At 69.4% G+C, this 18,201-nt stretch carries 21 protein-coding genes and 1 tRNA gene; 12 read left to right on the forward strand and 10 right to left on the reverse strand.

The genetic code is table 11. From position 1 onward, the window contains the following. Positions 1–8: 8 nt before the first annotated feature. From rho to QM591_RS14750, 7 genes are all read right to left on the reverse strand, one after another. Complete coding sequence (gene rho / locus QM591_RS14720; protein WP_415133379.1) at positions 9–2,180, reverse strand: transcription termination factor Rho; 2,172 nt, start codon at positions 2,178–2,180, stop codon at positions 9–11. Between the two features lie 153 nt (positions 2,181–2,333). Next, positions 2,334–3,266: a homoserine kinase gene (gene thrB / locus QM591_RS14725; protein WP_415133381.1), complete on the reverse strand. Its 933-nt coding sequence runs from the start codon at positions 3,264–3,266 to the stop codon at positions 2,334–2,336. A 37-nt stretch (positions 3,267–3,303) separates the two neighbouring features. After that, the gene (locus QM591_RS14730; RefSeq protein ID WP_415133383.1) at positions 3,304–4,629 is read right to left on the reverse strand and encodes a homoserine dehydrogenase; all 1,326 of its coding nucleotides are present in this window, start codon (positions 4,627–4,629) and stop codon (positions 3,304–3,306) included. Continuing rightward, positions 4,626–6,044, reverse strand: a complete 1,419-nt coding sequence (gene lysA, locus QM591_RS14735; RefSeq protein ID WP_415133385.1) for a diaminopimelate decarboxylase — start codon at positions 6,042–6,044, stop codon at positions 4,626–4,628. The genes QM591_RS14730 and lysA overlap by 4 nt, the downstream gene beginning before the upstream one ends. 164 nt (positions 6,045–6,208) lie before the next feature. Continuing rightward, the gene (locus tag QM591_RS14740) at positions 6,209–7,042 is read right to left on the reverse strand and encodes a DUF2993 domain-containing protein (protein WP_415133387.1); all 834 of its coding nucleotides are present in this window, start codon (positions 7,040–7,042) and stop codon (positions 6,209–6,211) included. Between the two features lie 17 nt (positions 7,043–7,059). Beyond that, positions 7,060–8,727: an arginine--tRNA ligase gene (locus QM591_RS14745; protein ID WP_415133389.1), complete on the reverse strand. Its 1,668-nt coding sequence runs from the start codon at positions 8,725–8,727 to the stop codon at positions 7,060–7,062. 143 nt (positions 8,728–8,870) lie between these two features. After that, on the reverse strand, positions 8,871–9,731 hold the full coding sequence (locus QM591_RS14750) for a transglutaminase-like domain-containing protein (RefSeq protein ID WP_415133391.1): 861 nt from the start codon (positions 9,729–9,731) through the stop codon (positions 8,871–8,873). A 101-nt stretch (positions 9,732–9,832) separates the two neighbouring features. Here QM591_RS14750 and QM591_RS14755 point away from each other — a divergent pair, with 101 nt between their 5' ends. Together QM591_RS14755 and QM591_RS14760 are read left to right on the forward strand one after the other, a co-directional pair. Further along, positions 9,833–10,591: an SGNH/GDSL hydrolase family protein gene (locus QM591_RS14755; RefSeq protein WP_415133393.1), complete on the forward strand. Its 759-nt coding sequence runs from the start codon at positions 9,833–9,835 to the stop codon at positions 10,589–10,591. Between the two features lie 16 nt (positions 10,592–10,607). Then, positions 10,608–10,680 (forward strand) — tRNA-Arg (locus QM591_RS14760). Positions 10,681–10,723: 43 nt separating this feature from the next. Here QM591_RS14760 and QM591_RS14765 read toward each other — a convergent pair. Together QM591_RS14765 and QM591_RS14770 are read right to left on the reverse strand one after the other, a co-directional pair. Further along, a complete protein-coding gene (locus QM591_RS14765; RefSeq protein ID WP_415133395.1) occupies positions 10,724–11,866 on the reverse strand; it encodes a tyrosine-type recombinase/integrase in 1,143 nt (380 codons plus the stop codon). Further along, entirely contained in the window at positions 11,859–12,407 is a 549-nt protein-coding gene (locus QM591_RS14770) for a helix-turn-helix domain-containing protein (RefSeq protein ID WP_415133397.1), read from the reverse strand. Before QM591_RS14770 ends, QM591_RS14765 begins: the two co-directional genes overlap by 8 nt. 107 nt (positions 12,408–12,514) lie before the next feature. Here QM591_RS14770 and QM591_RS14775 point away from each other — a divergent pair, with 107 nt between their 5' ends. The 5 genes from QM591_RS14775 to QM591_RS14795 all read left to right on the forward strand — a co-directional run bounded on the left by QM591_RS14775 (position 12,515) and on the right by QM591_RS14795 (position 14,855). Continuing rightward, positions 12,515–12,715, forward strand: a complete 201-nt coding sequence (locus QM591_RS14775; RefSeq protein ID WP_415133399.1) for a helix-turn-helix transcriptional regulator — start codon at positions 12,515–12,517, stop codon at positions 12,713–12,715. A gap of 74 nt (positions 12,716–12,789) precedes the next feature. Continuing rightward, positions 12,790–13,557 carry a hypothetical protein gene (locus tag QM591_RS14780; protein ID WP_415133401.1) on the forward strand — a complete coding sequence of 256 codons (768 nt, stop codon included), beginning with the start codon at positions 12,790–12,792 and terminating at the stop codon, positions 13,555–13,557. Position 13,558: 1 nt separating this feature from the next. Beyond that, the gene (locus QM591_RS14785; RefSeq protein ID WP_415133403.1) at positions 13,559–14,026 is read left to right on the forward strand and encodes a hypothetical protein; all 468 of its coding nucleotides are present in this window, start codon (positions 13,559–13,561) and stop codon (positions 14,024–14,026) included. 303 nt (positions 14,027–14,329) lie between these two features. After that, entirely contained in the window at positions 14,330–14,485 is a 156-nt protein-coding gene (locus tag QM591_RS14790; RefSeq protein WP_415133405.1) for a hypothetical protein, read from the forward strand. Between the two features lie 64 nt (positions 14,486–14,549). Further along, positions 14,550–14,855, forward strand: a complete 306-nt coding sequence (locus tag QM591_RS14795) for a helix-turn-helix domain-containing protein (protein ID WP_415133423.1) — start codon at positions 14,550–14,552, stop codon at positions 14,853–14,855. Positions 14,856–15,072: 217 nt separating this feature from the next. Here the strand turns inward: QM591_RS14795 and QM591_RS14800 are convergent, their stop codons facing one another. Continuing rightward, the gene (locus tag QM591_RS14800; protein WP_415133407.1) at positions 15,073–15,396 is read right to left on the reverse strand and encodes a hypothetical protein; all 324 of its coding nucleotides are present in this window, start codon (positions 15,394–15,396) and stop codon (positions 15,073–15,075) included. Between the two features lie 59 nt (positions 15,397–15,455). Here QM591_RS14800 and QM591_RS14805 point away from each other — a divergent pair, with 59 nt between their 5' ends. From QM591_RS14805 to QM591_RS14825, 5 genes are all read left to right on the forward strand, one after another. After that, complete coding sequence (locus QM591_RS14805; RefSeq protein ID WP_415133409.1) at positions 15,456–15,860, forward strand: helix-turn-helix domain-containing protein; 405 nt, start codon at positions 15,456–15,458, stop codon at positions 15,858–15,860. Then, positions 15,857–16,816 (forward strand): hypothetical protein, encoded by a 960-nt coding sequence (locus QM591_RS14810; RefSeq protein WP_415133411.1) that lies wholly within the window; start codon positions 15,857–15,859, stop codon positions 16,814–16,816. The genes QM591_RS14805 and QM591_RS14810 overlap by 4 nt, the downstream gene beginning before the upstream one ends. Beyond that, complete coding sequence (locus QM591_RS14815; protein ID WP_415133413.1) at positions 16,813–16,989, forward strand: hypothetical protein; 177 nt, start codon at positions 16,813–16,815, stop codon at positions 16,987–16,989. The genes QM591_RS14810 and QM591_RS14815 overlap by 4 nt, the downstream gene beginning before the upstream one ends. Continuing rightward, positions 16,986–17,237 carry a hypothetical protein gene (locus QM591_RS14820; protein ID WP_415133415.1) on the forward strand — a complete coding sequence of 84 codons (252 nt, stop codon included), beginning with the start codon at positions 16,986–16,988 and terminating at the stop codon, positions 17,235–17,237. Before QM591_RS14815 ends, QM591_RS14820 begins: the two co-directional genes overlap by 4 nt. A gap of 189 nt (positions 17,238–17,426) precedes the next feature. Further along, positions 17,427–18,201, forward strand: a 775-nt coding sequence (locus QM591_RS14825; protein WP_415133417.1) for a phage tail tape measure protein, incomplete at its 3' end; no start/stop codon positions are given.

Raw genomic sequence — 18,201 nt, forward strand, 5'->3', positions numbered from 1 at the left:
CCGTCGGGTCAGCGGATGTTGTTCTCGTGCCCGTGGCTGTGACCACCCGCGTGACCCGTGGGGGCCGGGATGGACTTCTGCATCTGCACGAGGAACTCGACGTTCGACTGGGTCTCCTTGAGCTTGCCCAGCACGACCTCGAGCGCCTGCTGCGGGTCGAGACCGGCCAGCGCGCGACGGAGCTTCCAGGTGATCTTGACCTCGTCGGCCGAAAGGAGCATCTCCTCCCGGCGGGTCGAGGAGGCGTTGACGTCGACGGCGGGGAAGATCCGCTTGTCGGCGAGCTGGCGGTTCAGGCGCAGCTCGCTGTTGCCGGTTCCCTTGAACTCCTCGAAGATCACTTCGTCCATCTTCGATCCGGTCTCCACGAGAGCCGTGGCGAGGATCGTCAGCGACCCGCCGTTCTCGATGTTGCGCGCGGCCCCGAAGAAGCGCTTCGGCGGGTACAGCGCGGAGGCGTCGACACCACCGGTGAGCACACGACCCGAGGTCGGCGCAGAGACGTTGTAGGCGCGGCCCAGGCGAGTGATCGAGTCGAGCAGCACGACGACGTCGCGACCGAGCTCCACGAGTCGCTTGGCGCGTTCGATGGCGAGCTCGGCGACCGTCGTGTGGTCTTCGGCCGGACGGTCGAACGTGGAAGCGATGACCTCGCCCTTGACGGTGCGCTGCATGTCGGTGACCTCTTCGGGCCGCTCGTCGACCAGGACGACCATGAGGTGGACCTCGGGGTTGTTGGTCGCGATCGCGTTCGCAATCTGCTGCAGCACGATCGTCTTTCCAGCCTTCGGCGGGGCGACGATGAGTCCTCGCTGACCCTTTCCGATCGGCGCGACGAGGTCGATGATCCGCTGCGTCAGCTTCTCGGGGGCCGTCTCCAGGCGCAAGCGGTCCTGCGGGTAGAGGGGCGTGAGCTTGCCGAACTCGACGCGCGTGGCGGCATCGTCCACCGACAGGCCGTTGATCGCGTCGACCTTGACCAGCGCGTTGTACTTCTGACGGCTGGACTGCTCGCCCTCGCGCGGCTGCTTGATGGCACCGACGACGGCGTCGCCCTTGCGGAGGTTGTACTTCTTGACCTGACCGAGCGAGACGTAGACGTCGCTGGGACCCGGAAGGTAGCCCGTGGTACGCACGAACGCGTAGTTGTCGAGCACATCGAGGATTCCGGCGATCGGGATGAGGACGTCATCCTCGTTGATCTCGGTCTCGAACTCGTCTCCACCCTGGCCGCCGCGGCGCTTGTTGCGCTGGCGACCCCGGCCCTGACCCTGCGACGCGTCATCGTCGTCGGAGTGGCCGGCGTCCTGTCCGGCAGCGCCGTTCTGGCCGTTGCCGCCCTGCGCTCCGCCACCGTTCTGCGAGCCGTTGCCGTTCTGCGCGCCGTCGCCGCCCTTGTTGCGGTTGCGGTTGCGGCTGCGCGAACGGCTCCGGCTGCGGCCGGTCGTCTCGCCGTCGGACTGCTCGGTCGTCTCGGCCCCGGACTCGCCGGGCGCGGTGTCGGTCGAGTCGTTCGCGGACGCGTCGTCCGACGCGGGCTCGGCGGGTGCCGTGTCGACCGCGGCGGGCTCGCTCGACTCGGCCGCGGTGTCGGCGGCCGGCGTCTCCGCCGTGGCCGCTTCGGCGGCGGCAGCAGCGGCCTTTGAGCGGCCACGACCACGCGGTGCCTTCGCCGGCGGTGCCTCAGCGGGCGTCTCGGAAGCGGCCTCGGGGGTCTCTTCGGGCGCGGCCGCCTCCGCCGGGGCGGAGATCTCCGCTGCCTCGGCGGCTTCGGCTGCCTCGACGAGGTCCGCGCTCTTGGCGCGACGCGGGGCTCGCTTGCGGGGAGCCTTCGCGGGAGCAGCGTCCTCTGCCACCGGCGCAGCGTCTTCTGCCACGGGGGCAGCGTCCTCTGTCGCGGGGGCAACGTCTTCGGTCGCGGGGGCAGCGTCTTCGGCCGCGGGGGCAGCAGGTGCGTCCTCCACGGCCGCGTCCTCGGCCGGCGCGGCGGGTTCCTCGGCCGGAGCCTCCTCCGCTGCGGGCTCCTCAGCCGGAGCGACAGTCTCCTCCTCGGCGGCGGCCGGCGCGGGAGCCGACTCCTCTGCGGGCGTCGCCGCGGCGTCGGTGGTCTCGGTGGTGACGTCCTGCGCGGCTTCTTCGCGCGCAGCGTCGTCGTTCTGGATCTCGGAGATGGACTCCACGAGTTCTCCCTCATACGTATGGATATGACTGACCGCATTGCGGGCCTGTCCACAGGCAGGCACCCATCCGTCCGCTGGCGTACGCGTCAGCAGACGCGGTTCGCCGGAGCGGGGGTTATGCGGTGGTTCGCAGATGTGCGATGGAGGCCAGATTCACGAACGTGTCGTGGAACCCTCCGTATAGTCCCTCACTGTACCACCCTTGACGTCGACGGCGAGCAGGAGCGGTTCCCACGGAGTGTCTGCCTCGGCGGCAACGGCGACCGCCTCGCGACGCTGTCCCGGGCCGTCGGCGAGCACCAGCACGCTGGGCCCCGCCCCCGAGACGACCGCCGCGAATCCGGCGGTCCGCAACCGCTGCACGAGCGCGTCGGTCGCGGGCATCGCCTGCGCCCGGTAGGACTGGTGGAGCTTGTCCTCGGTGGCGGCCATGAGGAGTTCGGGGCTCTGCGTGAGCGCCGCGATCAGCAGCGCCGAGCGCGACACGTTGAACACCGCGTCTTCTCGCGGGACGTGCAGCGGCGCAAGGCCCCGCGCCACGCTCGTCGACATCGTGAACTCCGGCACGAACACGAGCGGCGAGACACCGCGGTGCACGAGCAGCTTCTTGTGCTGGGGACCGGCCTCGCCCGTCCAGGCGATCGTGAGCCCTCCGAACAGGGCGGGCGCGACGTTGTCGGGATGTCCCTCCATCTCCGTCGCGAGGCGCAGGAGCAGATCCGGCCCGAACTCGGCCTCGCCGGCGAGGAGGCCCTTCGCGGCGAGCAGGCCCGCCACGACCGCCGCGCCCGAAGACCCCATGCCTCGCCCGTGCGGGATGGCGTTGTGTGCGGTGAGCCGAAGCCCCGGGAGCTCCTTCCCCACCGCCGCGTAGGCGTGTGCGATCGCTCGCACCACGAGGTGGGAGTCGTCGGTGGGAACGTCGTCGGCGCCTTCGCCCGTGACGGCGATCTCGAGTCGCCGGTCGGGAAGGGCGGACACGGTGAGCTCGTCGTAGACGCTGAGGGCGAGGCCCAGCGTGTCGAAGCCGGGCCCGAGGTTGGCGCTGGTGGCGGGGACGCGTACCGCGACGGTGCGGCCGGTCATGACGGTCGCACCAGGACGCAGACGCCCGGACGCCCGGTCAACGTCCGTCGCCTTCCACGCGGAGCACCGAGAGCACGCGCTCGACGGCGTCGCTCGCGCCGAGTCGCTCGACGGTGGCGGCGAGATCGCGCTCCCGCGCCGTGTGGGTCCCGATCACCAGGAGCGCGCGGGAGGAGGCGAGGTCGGTGCCGTCGATGATCGTCTGCTGCGCCGTCGCGATCGACACGCCGCCGTCGGCGAGGATCCCCGCGATCGTGGCGAGCACGCCGGGGCGGTCGTCCACTTCCAGCGTGACCTGGTACCGGGTCACGGCGTGACCGAACGGCGCGATGGGCAGATTCGCTCGCGTGGACTCCCCCACTCCCACGCCACCGGCGATGTGACGCCGGGCCGCCGAGACGACGTCGCCGAGTACGGCCGAGGCCGTCTGGATGCCCCCGGCGCCCGCGCCGTAGAACATCAGGTCGCCCGCGGCCTCCGCCTGGACGAAGACGGCGTTGTTGGCCCCGCGGACGCTGGCGAGCGGATGGTCGCGATGCACGAGAGCCGGGTGCACCCGCACCGAAATCGTCTCTGCCCCGTCGTCGTCGAGTCGTTCGCACACCGCGAGGAGCTTGATGACGTAGCCGGCGTCCCGCGCCGCGGCCATCATCCGCGCGTCGATCGCGGTGATCCCCTCGCGGTGCACGGCGTCCAGCGGGACGGTGGTGTGGAAGGCGAGAGAGGCGAGGATCGCCGCCTTCTGCGCGGCGTCGAACGCCTCCACGTCGGCGGTGGGGTCGGCTTCGGCGTAGCCGAGCCGCTGGGCGTCGGCCAGCACGTCGGCGTAGTCGGCTCCCTCCGAGTCCATCCGGTCGAGGATGTAGTTGGTGGTGCCGTTGACGATCGCGAGGATCCTCTGCACCCGGTCGCCGGCGAGGGAATCACGCAGCGGCCGGACGATCGGGATGGCGCCCGCCACGGCGGCCTCGTAGTGCACGGAGGCTCCGACTCTGTCGGCCGCCTCGAAGAGCTCCGGACCGTGCGTGGCGATCAGCGCTTTGTTGCCGGTGACGACGTCGGCTCCCGCCGTGAGCGCTTGCAGCAGCATCGTGCGGGCGGGCTCGATGCCGCCCATGAGCTCGATCACGATGTCGCTGCCGACGATGAGCGGCTCGGCGTCGGTGGTCAGCAGCTCACGCGGGAGATCGGTGTCGCGCGGCGCGTCCGGGTCACGGACGGCGATGCCGACGAGCTCCAGTTCGGCGCCTGCGCGAGCGGCCAGCTCGTCGGCGTGCTGCAGGAGCAGGGCGGCCACCTGCGAGCCCACGGAGCCCGCACCCAGCAGCGCCACCCGGAGGCGACGGTCGTGGTCGTCAGTCATTCGGTTCCTTCGATGGGGGACGGCGGTGCTCCGACGTCCCGGGCGAGCAGATCGGAGATGGTCTCCCCCCGCACGATCACCCGCGCGCGGCCGTCGCCGACGGCGACGACGCGCGGACGAGGCACGGCGTTGTAGTTGCTGGCGAGGGAGTAGCAGTACGCCCCCGTCGCGGGCACGGCGAGGAGGTCTCCCGGCGCGACGTCGGCGGGGAGGTACTCGGCGTCCACGACGATGTCGCCGGACTCACAGTGGCGTCCGACCACGCGCGAGAGGGTCGGCTCCGCCTCCGAGCAGCGGGAGACGATCCGGGCCGAATACTGCGCCCCGTAGAGCGCGGGACGCGCATTGTCGCTCATGCCGCCGTCGACGCTGACGTAGAGCCGGGAAAGGTCGTCGGACACCCGGACGGGCTTGACCGTCCCCACTTCGTACAGCGTGACACCGGCGCGCCCGACGATCGTGCGGCCGGGTTCGAAGGCGAGATCGGGGACGGCCACGCCGTGGGCGCGGCATTCGCGCGCGACCGCGTCGACGATGCCGTCCGCGAGCTCGGCGATCGGGGTGGGATCGTCCACAGACGTGTACGCGATGCCGAATCCGCCGCCGAGATTCAGGAGCGGGATCTCTCCCCCGCGACTCAGCCGCGCGTGGAGTTCCACGACACGCGCCGCGGACTCGGCGAAGCCGGCCGTGCCGAAGATCTGCGAACCGATGTGACAGTGAAGGCCGAGGAACCGCAGCGACGCGAGCTCACGGATGCGCGCGACGATCCCCGGGGCATCGGCCAGGGCGAAGCCGAACTTCTGGTCCTCGTGCGCCGTTGCGAGGAAGTCATGCGTCTCGGCGTGCACACCGCTGTTGACCCGCACGAGCACGTTCTGAACGACACCCGCGCGCGCGGCGATCTCGGCGAGCCGCTCCACCTCGATCGGACTGTCGACGATGACGGTTCCCACCCCGGCCGCCACGGCATCGCGCAGCTCCGGAACGGACTTGTTGTTGCCGTGCATGCCGATCCGTGCGGGATCCGCCCCGGCGGCGAGGGCGATGGCGAGCTCGCCTCCCGTGGCGACGTCCACGGCCAATCCTTCGCCGGTGACCCAGCGGACGACCTCCGTGCTGAGAAAGGCCTTGCCGGCGTAGTACACGCGAGCGCGCGACCCGTGACGGGCCGCCGCCGCTTCGAAGGCGCCGCGCACCTCGCGGGCGCGCGCACGCACCTCTGGTTCGTCGAGCACGTAGAGCGGAGTGCCGAAGCGCTGCTGCAGCTCAGCGACGCCGACGCCGCCGAGGAATACTTCGCCCGACGCATCACGATGGGCCGATGCCGGCCAGACCGCGGACACGAGCTCATCTGGGTCGCGGGGCACGGCGAGCCATTCGGGCGCGAGCGGACGGTGGTCAGGGGCGGACACGAGTGGACACCAATCGGGTGGAGACGGCGGCTGCCGGCGGGATGTTCACGCCGGGACAGTCCCTTTCAGGCGGTGACTCAGAGTCTAGAGCACCCGCCTTCCCCGCTCCGACGGGACCGCTGTCTGCGACGAGGGGTCTCCCCGGTGTGCGCAGCCGCGCAGACTCAGGAGCACTCGCCCTTCTGGCGCGCGGCATCGTCGCGGAGGATCGAGCTGTCGATCTCGAACTCGGCCGTCACCGCTCGAGGAGCCACCGAGACATCAGTGAGGGTCAGGGCCGCGGGGAGGTACTGGGCGATGCACACGTCCCAATCCCGCACCACCGTGGAGGCGAGGGCACCGAACTGTCGCAGAATCGCCTCCGCCGAGACCTCCGCACCCGCGAGCCGAAGCGACGTCGGGGTGAGGACGAGTTCTCCCGCCTCTGCCCGCGGCGTGAGTGCCACGCCCACCGGCACGGTCGTGAGAAGCGCGTTGAGCTCGAAGGTCACCGCGATGTCGGGAGCGTCGATCTGCACACTGTCGGCCGGGAACTCGTCGAGGTTCGCCAGCAGCGCCTGGAGCTGCTCGTCGTCGAGCGTGATCGAGGCATACGCCCCGCTCCAGTCGCCGTCGCCGCGGATGGGGACATCCTGCGCACGTACGGCGACATCGGCGGAGAAGTCGCCGATCGGAACGTCCTTCGAGCTCACATGCACCTCGCCGAGGTTGCCTACCAGCAACGGCAGAAGCACCGGGCCGATCACCTCGACGTCGATGTCCTGATCCGCCGGGAGCGAGAGCTGGGTGATGGCCTGCTCGCGGATCGTCCGCTCGACGATGCCCCGGGCGATCTGCTCGCCGGCCACCCACGCCACCGCCGCGAGCACCAGCACGATTCCGACCCCGACGATCCACGGCCACCGCCGACGTCGTCGCCCGGCTCCCGACGACGAGGCGGGGAGCACCGGCGTGGCGGGGCCGCCAAGCGGTGTGGTGTCGTTGCCGTCCGCGGTCACGTCGATGCCCCCCTCGCTCACATGCGTTCGGGCGCGCTGACCCCGAGGAGGTCGAGGCCGTTGCGCAGCACCTGACCGGTCGCATCATTGAGCCACAGACGCGTGCGGTGGAGGTCGGTCACCTCTTCGTCGCCGAGCGGGGTGACGCGGCAGTTGTCATACCACCGGTGGTAGAGCGCGGCGAGCTCCTCGAGGTAGCGCGCGACCCGGTGCGGCTCACGGATCTCGGCGGCGAAGGCGACGATCCGCGGGAATTCCTGGAGTGCGCCCAGGAGTGCCGACTCGGTCTCGTGGTCCAGAAGCTCCGGCGCGAAGGTCTCACGGGTGACGCCGGCCGCCGCGGCGTTGCGTGCCACGTTGTGGGTCCGCGCGTGCGCGTACTGCACGTAGAAGACGGGGTTGTCGTTCGTGCGCTTGGTGAGGATCTCCGGATCGAGCGTCAACGGCGAGTCGGCGGGGTAGCGGGCCAGCGAGTAGCGGAGCGCGTCGGTTCCGAGCCAGTTGCGCAGATCGTCGAGCTCGATGATGTTGCCCGCGCGCTTGGACAGCCGCGCGCCGTTGACCGAGACCAGCTGCCCGATGAGCACCTCGATGTCGCGTTCCGGGTCGTCGCCCGCCGCGCCCGCGAGGGCCTTCAGACGGTGCACGTAGCCGTGGTGGTCGGCGCCGAGGAGATAGATCTTGTGGGCGAAGCCTCGATCGCTCTTGTTCAGGTAGTAGGCGGCGTCGGCCGCGAAGTACGTGTACTCCCCGTTGGATCGGCGGATCACGCGGTCCTTGTCGTCGCCGAACTCCGTGGTGCGCACCCAGACGGCGCCGTCCTGGTCGAAGACGTGACCCTGCTCGCGCAACCGGTCGACCGCTTCGTCGACGAGGCTGGGTTCCCCGTCGGCGCCGCGGGCATGCAGCGTGCGCTCGCTGAAGAACACGTCGAAGTGGACGTTGAACTTCTCGAGCGAGGACTGGAGCTCGGCGAGCTGAAACTCGTAGGCGCGGTCGCGCGCCGTGACCAGCTGCGCGTCGGCGTCGAGGTCGAGGATGTCGGGGACGGCGGCGCGCACGCGCTCGGCGAGGTCGCCGATGTAGGAGCCGGCGTATCCGTCTTCCGGTGCCGGCTCGCCCTTGATCGCGGCCAGCACCGACCGTCCGAAGCGCTCCATCTGAGCGCCCGCATCGTTGATGTAGAACTCCCGAACGAGCGTTGCTCCGCTGGCGAGGAGCACGCGCGCGATCGCGTCGCCGACGGCCGCCCAGCGGGTATGCCCGATGTGCATCGGTCCGGTCGGGTTGGCGCTGACGAACTCGAGGTTGATGGTCTGGCCGCGCTGGCTGTCGTTGGTGCCGAAGGCCGCGCCCGCCTCGACGATCGTCTTCGCGAGGGCTCCGGCGGCGGCCGCATCCAGGCGGATGTTGATGAAGCCGGGTCCCGCCACCTCCACGCTCGCGATGCCGTCCACCGCGGCGAGCGCCTCGGCGATCTCCGCCGCGAACTCACGCGGGTTCGCGCCCACGAGCTTGCTGAGCTTGAGCGCCGCGTTGGAGGCCCAGTCGCCATGGGCCCGGTTCTTCGGCCTCTCCAGGACGAAGTCGGCCGCCGTCAGGCCGTCACTCGCCCCGGGTCGTCGCGCGTCGGCGAGCGGGGCGACGACGGCGAGCAGGGCGTGGGCGAGGGCATCGGGATTCATAACCCGTCAATCCTACGGTCCCGCCCCCGCCTCCCCCGTCGAGAGCACATGCTGTCGCCGAGCGGATACCTTCCGGACGGCGTGAGCGTGTGCGCTCGGCGACAGCATGTGCTTTCGCGGGCCGAGCCAGGGGGCGGAGCGGCTCAGGCGAGCTGGACGAGCGTGGCGAGGTCGTCGCGGGCGGGATCGGCGGCGGCGTCCGCTTCCTCCTGCGCGACGAGGTCGGCGGCAGCGCCTGGCACGACGCAGGCGTCCACCCGCATCCGCTGCAGCCCCACGTGGCCGCCGTGGTAGCTGAGGAAGGCGCAGTCGGCGGCGTCGCGACCGGTGGCGATCCGCACGAGCGACCGACGGTTGGCCAGCCGCGTCGCATCGATGACGTACCAGCTCCCGTCGTGGTAGGCCTCGGCGACGGCGTGGAAGTCCATCGGACGCAGGCCCGGCGCGTAGCACGCGGCGTAGCGGGCGGGCATGTCCATCGCGCGCAGGAGCGCGATCACGACGTGCGCGTAGTCGCGGCACACTCCCTGGCCCGTCATGAGCGTCGTGACGGCGGAATCGGTGCCCTGACTCAGGCCCGGAGTGTAGGTGGTGCTCGCGGCGACGAACTCACCGACGGCCAGAATGAGATCGACGCCCGAGAGCCCGCGGAACTGACGCCGCGCTTGCGAGAACACCTCGTCGGACTGGCAGTAGCGACTGGGACGCAGGTAGGTGATCGCCTCCAGATCGCTCGTCGCCCGCACCGGCGCGGGCCCGTCGATCGCGGCCTCATAACGCACGCGCATGAGGCCTGCTTCGCCCTGCAGCCGGTGCAGACGACTGCCGGACTGATCCACGATCTCGGTCGGGGTGTACACCCGCTCGACCTGCCCCGCATCGACCTGGACGAAGCTCAGTTCCTCGCGCGAAACGGGGGTCGGCTGGGCGGCGGCGATCTGGAAGATGAGGTCGACGGACGAGCCGAGCTCGAGGTCCAGTTCCGCCGTCACGATGCGATGCACCGGGATATCCTCGCATGCCCCGAACCGCCTCGGATCCACGGTCGAGCCGCGGTGGAAACCCGCAGTATCGGGGTGGCCGGGTGGTGACGTACGCTCAGGGCATGGGTGCACCCGAGCGCCTCGTCGCACGCCCGTCGTTGTGGACGATCATCGCCGCCGTCGCGGCCGTCATCGTCGTGTCCGTCGTGGCCTTCTGGGGCCCGTGGGCGACCCCCGCCGCGACCGTCGCCGCAGGCGAGGACGAAGCGGTCGTCGCAACGCCGCCCTCTCCCCTGGACCTCCCCGAGAACGCGCGCGTCCTCATCTTCGGCGACTCGTGGACCTGGGGCGAGGCGGCCGCACCCGGCAAGGGGTATGCGTACGAGGTCGCCGACGTGACGGGGTGGACCACCATCGTCGACGGGGTCCGCGGCAGCGGCTACCTCCGTCCCGGCATCGACGGCGCCGACTTCGGCACGCGGATCGCTCAGCTCGACCGTTGGCTCGCTCCGGACCTCATCGTCGTGCAGGGATCCATCAACGACCGCCGCCTCTACCCGCAGGGTTATCGGGAGGCCGTCGGACGCGCGTGGGACCGCCTCACCGACATCTTCCCGGACGCGCAGATCGTGATCCTCGGCCCGGCACCCCAGGTGCTCCCGGTGGAGGAGGCGACGGCCCTCATCGACGCCGACCTCGCAGATCTCGCCGCCCGTCGCGGATGGTGGTACATCTCTCCGATCGCGGAGAACTGGATCACCGCCGCCGACTACCGCGACATCATCGACACGAGTGCGGTCGGCCGCGATCACCCCTCGACTGCGGGGCACCGCTACCTCGCGGAGCGTCTGGCCGCGGCGGTGGCTGCCCTGTCTCGGTGATAACCTCGATCAGTACGCCTCCGTAGCTCAGGGGATAGAGCGTTGGTTTCCGGTACCAAAGGTCGCAGGTTCGATTCCTGTCGGGGGCACCTACAAAACACTGGGATCGCGGGGCCTTCGGGCCCCGCTTTTCTAGTTCCGTGGCAACACTGTGGCAACAGTTGAGGCAGCCTTCGCCTCATCGAGCGCCTTCGCGACGGCGTCGAGGTCGTCGTCGAACAGGTCCGCGTAGACATCGAGGGTCATCGCGGCGGACGCATGACCGAGCATCCGCTGAACAGCTTTCACGTGCGCTCCGGCCTGCACGGCGAGGCTGGCGGCCGTGTGGCGGAGGTCGTGGGGTGTGACCCTCGGGAAGTCTGTGGTGGAGGTTTGCGAGGCGCGTACGGCCGCAGTGAACCATCCGTTGCGGGACGCGGGGAGCTTCACGTGGATCCGCCCATCGCCGAAGAGCAGCTCGTCGCGACTCTTTCCCTCGGCGAGCTTCGCGATCGGCATCGCCAGGAACGCCGGGTACGGGACCGACCTCGAGCGGTGCGTCTTCGGGGTGCCGACGTGCACGAGCCCCGACACGAGCACGGCGTTCTCCTCCACGGTGACACGGCGCCGGAGCGCGTCAACGTGCCGGACTCGCAGCGCTGTCGCTTCTCCCCAGCGGAGACCCGTGTACGCGAGGAACAGGACGAGGGTCGCGTGCTCCGCCGGCGCGGCGTCGGCAAGCACCTGCACCTGGTGGTGCGTCAGGTAGGTGCGCCCCTTCCGCGTGCCCCTCGCGGGCAGGTCGACGTCGCGGGCGACGTTCCTCGCGAGCCGACGATCGTGCACCGCGCCGTCGAGGATCGCGGCGAGCACTCCCTGCGCGCGGCGGACGGTCGTGGAGCTCGCGGTCCGACCCTCCCCCGTCTTCGCCTGCGCCAGCTCCGACACCCACGCCTGCACTTCGCTCTGCCGGATCGTCCCGACCCGCCGGCTTCCCCACTTCGGCTCGACGTGCTTCTCCCACGCTGACCGGACGGGTCCGTAGCTGGACGGTTTCAGGACGCCCTCGCGCTGCTTCAGCCACGCGGCACCGAGCGTGCCGACGGTGACGTTCGCGCTGGCCGGGTCGATGAACTCTCCCCGATCCTTGGACGTCTCAACCTCGCGGAGACGCCGCTCCGCGTCGATCTTCCGGGCGAACCCGCGCTCGGAGGTCTGGGAGTGGTCGGGGCGCCGGTAGACGATGCGGTAGAGCTTCTTCCCGGCCTTCGTGGTGTACGGGTGAACGCTACCCATCGTCGAGGCCAAGGCGCTCGCGAAGAATCCCAAGCATCGCCCGCCCAGTGTTCATCGCTTCGGCGCTGAGATCCACATGGTTCGAGAGCTCGCTCGCTTCAGCGGCCGTCATCGAACCACGCTCGGTCAGCTGCACCTGTATGTCGCCGAGGAAGTTCAGTGAGTTGATGATGAGGCGGCGATGCTCGCTGTGGACAGCGGCGCCGAGTTTCTCGGACGGACTGACATCGGAGCCGGGAACGACGAGCCCCTGAATCCAGTATCCGAGCGACTCGGACGTTCCCGAGGCGGCAGGTAGCTCAATCTGAGCGCTCGGATCATGGAGGGGAAACAGGAGCACAAGCGGCGGCACCTTGAGCGCCCACGCGAGCTGAACGAGCAGTTCGGTGGAGATCTCCCGGCGGTACCCGTTCTCCAGCTTGGCGACGGCATTGCCAGTGAGGCCGTCGACCTGCGCCGCAAGTTGGTCGGCCGTCATCCCGGCCGCTCTGCGGTAGGCCCGCACGCGAGCACCGATGGCTTTCGCTCCGTATCCATCCACGCCGAGAAGATTACAACCCAAAATCATCCCCATGAAGCACGGAAGCGTGATACCTTCTCTGGGAGAAGATTCAATGACTGAATCTTCCCTCACGAGAAGGAGAGTCCATGGAGAGGTATCTCACTCCGAAGGAGGCGGCGGCGCTCATCCCGGGCATGACCGTTGCGCTGCTGGGGCAGCTGCGATTCAAGGGGAAGGGTCCGAAGTTCCTCAAGCCAACCCCTCGGAAGGTCGTGTACCGCGAGCGCGATGTCATCGAGTGGCTCGAGGCGTCCGAGCGCACGAGCACGGCGGCGGTCGGCGCATGAAGACGAAGAATGCCTGCCTCGGTGGCGAGACCGAGGCAGGCGATGACCAGAACCCTGAGAGGAACTCGATCGAGATGAACACTACCAACACCACCGACATTCACCCTGGGATCGCTGCGATCCTGTCCGACCTTGAGGCGTTGCCCGATGGTCACTACTTGACCGTGTCGGAGGGCGACTTCGGGTATGAGCCCGCCGCGAACGAGGGGACGTGGGTGCGGCCAGCTTCCGACTTCACGTCGATCTCGGCTGACGAGCTCCGCGCGGACATCGAGGCCGGCCGGGAGCACGTCTTCGGACGGTGGTTCCGGATGGACGGGACGGTGGTTCCGAAGTCGGAACGGCCGGAGGAGTGGATGGATGCGGAGTGGCCGTCGATCCACAGCGCGGTGCAGGTGACGGTGAACGCCGTCGACGTGTCCGCCGGCGGGTACCTGTGGGTGTCGTTCGGCGTCTGGATTCCGGTCGCTGAGACGGTCGTCGACGGGGAGCCAGCGTTCGAGTTCGTCACCATCGAGGAGCGCGTGCGCCGGGTGATGGTGGCCCGCGACGAGGAGGAGCAGTCGTTCCTCGATGAGCACGCGGATGCGATCGAGGCGGTCCGTCCATGGTGGGCGGATGAGTTCTACGGCGATCGGGACGACGAGGTGATCGGGTTCTCTGCGCAGGAGAGGGACGCGGTGATCGCGCAGAACTTCCGCCTCGTCGACGGCGCGCTGGTCGCCACCGGGCGGCCGTCGATCGGTGTCTCCGTCGATGTCACGGATCTGTCGGTGGAGTCCGCGATGCAGGTCGCGAACGATCTCCTCCGTGCGGCGGCGATCCTGAAGCAGGCGCGCTGACATGGGCGTCCACGTGGAGTTGATCGCCGAGTGGGGTGATCAGGCTGAGATCACCGCGGAGCATGAGGCCGCTCACGCCGTCGCGTATCTCGCGCTCGGGTATCCCGTGCACGTGTGCGATGCGGTCGCTGGGTTCACGGCTCAGGCTGCGGAGCCGGTCAGGATGGACGTGCTTCACCACGCCGTCGTGAACATGGCCGGCGTCGTGATCGAGAACCGTTACGCGTTCATGTCGGTCGACGATCGGCTGACCGCTGCGGCCGGTGACGATCCTGAGGACGCGGGCGACATCGGCCGGGTGATGCCTGGTCTCGCGAACTACGGCTACGGGTACGCGGAGGTGCTTCTCGAGCAGCATCGTGAGGACTGGCGGGTGATCGCTGACGCTCTTCTCGAGCGGGGGCGACTCGATGCTGCGGATATCGCGTTGCTGCCCCTGAAGCTCCACGGGTTGGAGGTCACGGGATGAGCGCCGAGGAACCCGCCGCGTCCGGCCCTACCGGACCCGTGGGCGAGGGAAACACCCCGGAGTCGTATGAACAGGCCACCCGGTGGATGGTGGTGAAAAGAAACGCTCACAGCGCCGGACTCTGCGAACCGTGCTCAGGGCAGCTCGCGTGGGGCGTCTCGGCTGGGTTCACCGGCACCCGCCCGCCGTGTGACGCGTGCACGGTGTTGATGGCGTCGTGGCCTGTCCCCCGCATCGGGGGCTGGCGGACACCTCGGGGCCGGTTGTCAGATCCGGCGACGTGGGCGCCGTTGAGTGATCGGGGTGGCCGTGGATGACCTCGACAACGCCGTCACTGCCGCGCTCGACAAGGTCGTGCGGGACCTGATGGCGCAGGGGCACGACTACCTCGTCGTGTGGAAAGCGATCGAACGGGTCGCATCGAGCAGGGGCGCTCTGCCCCGCGGCCGGGAGGTGTGAGCGTGTGGCCCGGATCACGACACGGTGGCTCGCTCGCGGGGGTCTCAGGACTCTCGGGCTCTCGATGCACGAGGGTTGGGTGCTCGTTGCTCTCGTCGATCGTGCTGACAGCGACGGCATCTCGTGGCCGTCGCAACTGCGGCTCGCAGCTGATCTCGGGATCGCGCGGTCGACGGTGCAGCTCGCGCTCGGCCGTCTGCTCGAGGTCGGCGCGATCGTCGAACACGAACCGGGACGGTCGGGACGGTCGACCCGGTACCGGGTGTGCGAGATCAAGACGCCTACACCTGCCCGACAGGCGGGCAGGTTGGTCGCGCTCAACCTGCCCGATTCACGGGGCAGGTTGGCATCCCGCAACCTGCCCGCCTGACGGTCACGAAGGTAATACTCCTCACGTTCCCCGCTCTGCCGTGGCTGTGCGCGCCCTCCCGGGCGCTCCCCGTTCGCATCGCTCGCTGTGCTCGATGTATCCACAACCGATCGGCATCACATCGCGTATCGGCCGGCTTGCCGGTCGATGCCCCTCCGGCGAGGAGGCTCAACGCGACCCAGCGTCGGGACTACGGCAGCCTCACGTTCCAGCGTGCTCACCGTTGCGCCGCCTCCCGGCGCCGCTGGCTGGGGAGGAGCGGATGGGCGCAACTCGGCATGGTCGCCCGGGTCACGATCTGACGGACGCAGCCACGTGGGGATTGCCAGCCCAGCCATCTGTACGCGCGTGCAACGTGCGCGGGGACGGCGGTGAGCAGCTTGGCGATGCCCTCGAAGATCGCCGCGAACAGCCGCACAAGATGCTCGCAGAGGTGCTCGACGAGGCTGAGCCAGACTTCGAATGGCGCATCATGCGAGCTCCAGTCGATTCCGCTGAGGTCGGCCAGGAGACTGGCGAGGCCGAGCAGGAACTCGGTCACGGAGTGGTTCATATCCACTGTGATTGCGGCGACCGCAGAGACCTGGAGAACGCGGTCAGGTGACTCGAGATCGGGTGGTGCTGCCGTCGGCGTTCATCGCGCCGTCGGGTGACGTGATGGTGCCTCCCGACCTAGCCTTCATCCTGACGACGATGGGCCACCTCGACGACTTCCAGCGGCACGTGCGCGGGCGGAACCCTCGTCTGGATGCGGCGCTCGAGGCGCTGCGGGTCGCGGGTGTGCGGTGGGCGGGTTCCGATCGCGGAAGTGATGATGCGGAACCCGCGGAAGTCCCCTCAGAGTGGCTCACGACGGCGCAGGCAGCGGACCAGATCGGATGCTCCCCCAGGTGGGTGCGGGCCCTGATCGATGAGAAGAAGCTGCAGGCGATGTGGGCGGCCGGCGCGTGGGCCATCCGCCGGGAGGATGTCCGGCTCTACCAGGCCGGCAGAGGAAGGGAGTGACCGTGGCGAACACGACGATCGTTGCGATCGGGGATCTGAGGGCGGAGGCCCTCGGGCGGATCCGCGACTATGTCGACGCCGAGGGCGGCAACAAGCGCGCGAACCGGCTGCTGCGTGAGAACCAGGCCACCATCCGGAAGACGCAGGAGGCGCACGCCCATTTCCGGAACATGGTCGAGCTGTCCGACTCGTACGACGACATCCTCGAGGCTGCTCTCGCCGCGATCGACGCGCAACGCTACGCGCAGGCGTACGAGCAGATCGGGATCGAGATGCGTGCATACATCGCGAACGCCGGCAACAACAAGCCTGTCTACCGTCCCGACGCGACCGCGCCGGCGTTGTCATTCCTGAACGACGAGCTGCATGCGCTCATGGCGACTGTTCGAGCGCAGGAGTCGGCTCTCGCGGGCATCCACGACGCACGGAGCGCGATGCGCGGCGGCGGCGCCTCTCAGGATGCGTGGGCCGTGCTCGAAGATCAGCTCGACCGGTACGCGGTGCTCCGAGAGATCCAGCGGCACATCGTTGTGATCCTCGACGACGAGGGCGGCCGCCGCTACCGGATCGAAGTCCTCAACCGCTCCGGCCACCTCAAGAACTCGTTCGACCACGAACGGCACTGGGAAGGCGCGCGGCGGTTCGCCACCGCCCGCGACCTCGAGCGAGGCGAGGCGTCGTTCCGCGACTGGGTCCGCAACCCGCCACACCCGCCGTTTGACCGCACCGGCAACGACATCTTCCCCGACGACGCGATCGCGTACCTCCGGTGGATCTCCGACGGCGACAAAGCGTGGATCCCCGACACCGACGAGATGATCCGTGTCGACGAGCTCGCCGCCAAGATCCTCGCACCCCACCCGCTCAAGCAGCGGAAGGCAGCCGTCGACGCGTACTTCGACGCCCGCGACCTCACACCCCTCACCCCCAGCCCAAGCACCGGGAGCTTCGAATGACCGACGACGAGAAGTCCACCGCACGCGGCCGCCGCCTCTACGACGAGCACCACACACGCGAAGGACGCGAAGCAGCCCGCACCGCGGCCGCACCCGGTGAGAGCAAGGTCCGCGCCGGCATGAAGCTCCACGACACCCTCCACCCCCGCCGCACCCAGGAGCCCGACAAGTGACCCCCACCCAGCACGCCACCGCGGTCGACACGTTCATCACCCGCAACGGCAACAACGCCTTCACGCCACCACTCGACGACGAGTGGCTCGCCGCGGAGATCCACGCACACCTCTCCCAAGCAGCAGGAACCGGCACCGACTACACCACCGCCGACGAACTCCTCGCCGCGGCCGAAGCCGCACCCGCCGGCCTCCGCCGCCCACGCCTCCGCCTCGCCCTCCTCCACGCGATCAGGGCAGACCGGTGACCAGCCGGCTCCGAGCGCGCGCACACCGCGTCATGGGTCGCGACACCTTCCGCGCCGCGCTCGGAGCCACTCACCCGACCAGGGGGGAGCACCCCCAAGCGCAACCCCCACCGGACCGCCGGGGAGGTGCGTCGCCGGTTGAGCGGATTCAAACGTTTTTCGGGTCGCCCCGTCTGAGAGGTGGTCAGCATGGCTGAACGTGTCGTCGCGGTGTCGCTCCGCGCGCAGGTGGCGGAGTTCGAGCGGAACATGCTGCGGGCGGCCGACTCGGTCCGGAAGGTCGGGTCGGAGACGGAGAAGCTGCAGCAGCAGCGTCAGGCGTTCGAGCAGCTCGGCCGCACGGCTCTGACTGCGGGCGGGATCATGGCGGCCGGTATCGGCATGGCCGTGAAGCGGTTCGCGGACTTCGACCAAGCGATGTCGAACGTGCAGGCGGCGGCCCATGAGTCGGTCGACACGATGCAGCAGCTCCGAGACGCCGCGATCCAGGCGGGCGCGAAGACGGTGTTCTCCGCGACGGAGTCCGCGAACGCGATCGAGGAAATGGCGAAGGCTGGCATCGAGGCCAACGACATCCTCGGTGGTGGACTCGCTGGCGCGCTGGACCTCGCCGCGGCCGGCGGGCTGGGCGTCGCGGACGCCGCGGGTATCGCCGCGGTCGCGCTGAAGACGTTCAAGCTCGAAGGCTCCGACATGAGCCATGTCGCCGACCTGCTCGCGGCCGGTGCGGGCAAGGCGATGGGTGACGTGTCGGACCTGTCGCAGGCGCTCGCGCAGGGCGGGCAGGCCGCGTCTCTCACGGGCCTGTCGATCGAGGAGACCACGGCCGCTCTGTCCGCGTTCGCGTCGCAGGGTCTCCTCGGGTCGGACGCTGGCACGTCGCTGAAGACGATGCTGCTGAACCTGAACCCGACGACGAAGAAGGCCGCGGATCTCGTCGAGCAGTACAACCTGCAGGCGTTCG

It is taken from the genome of Microbacterium sp. (assembly GCF_047607225.1).
Lineage (GTDB): Bacteria > Actinomycetota > Actinomycetes > Actinomycetales > Microbacteriaceae > Microbacterium.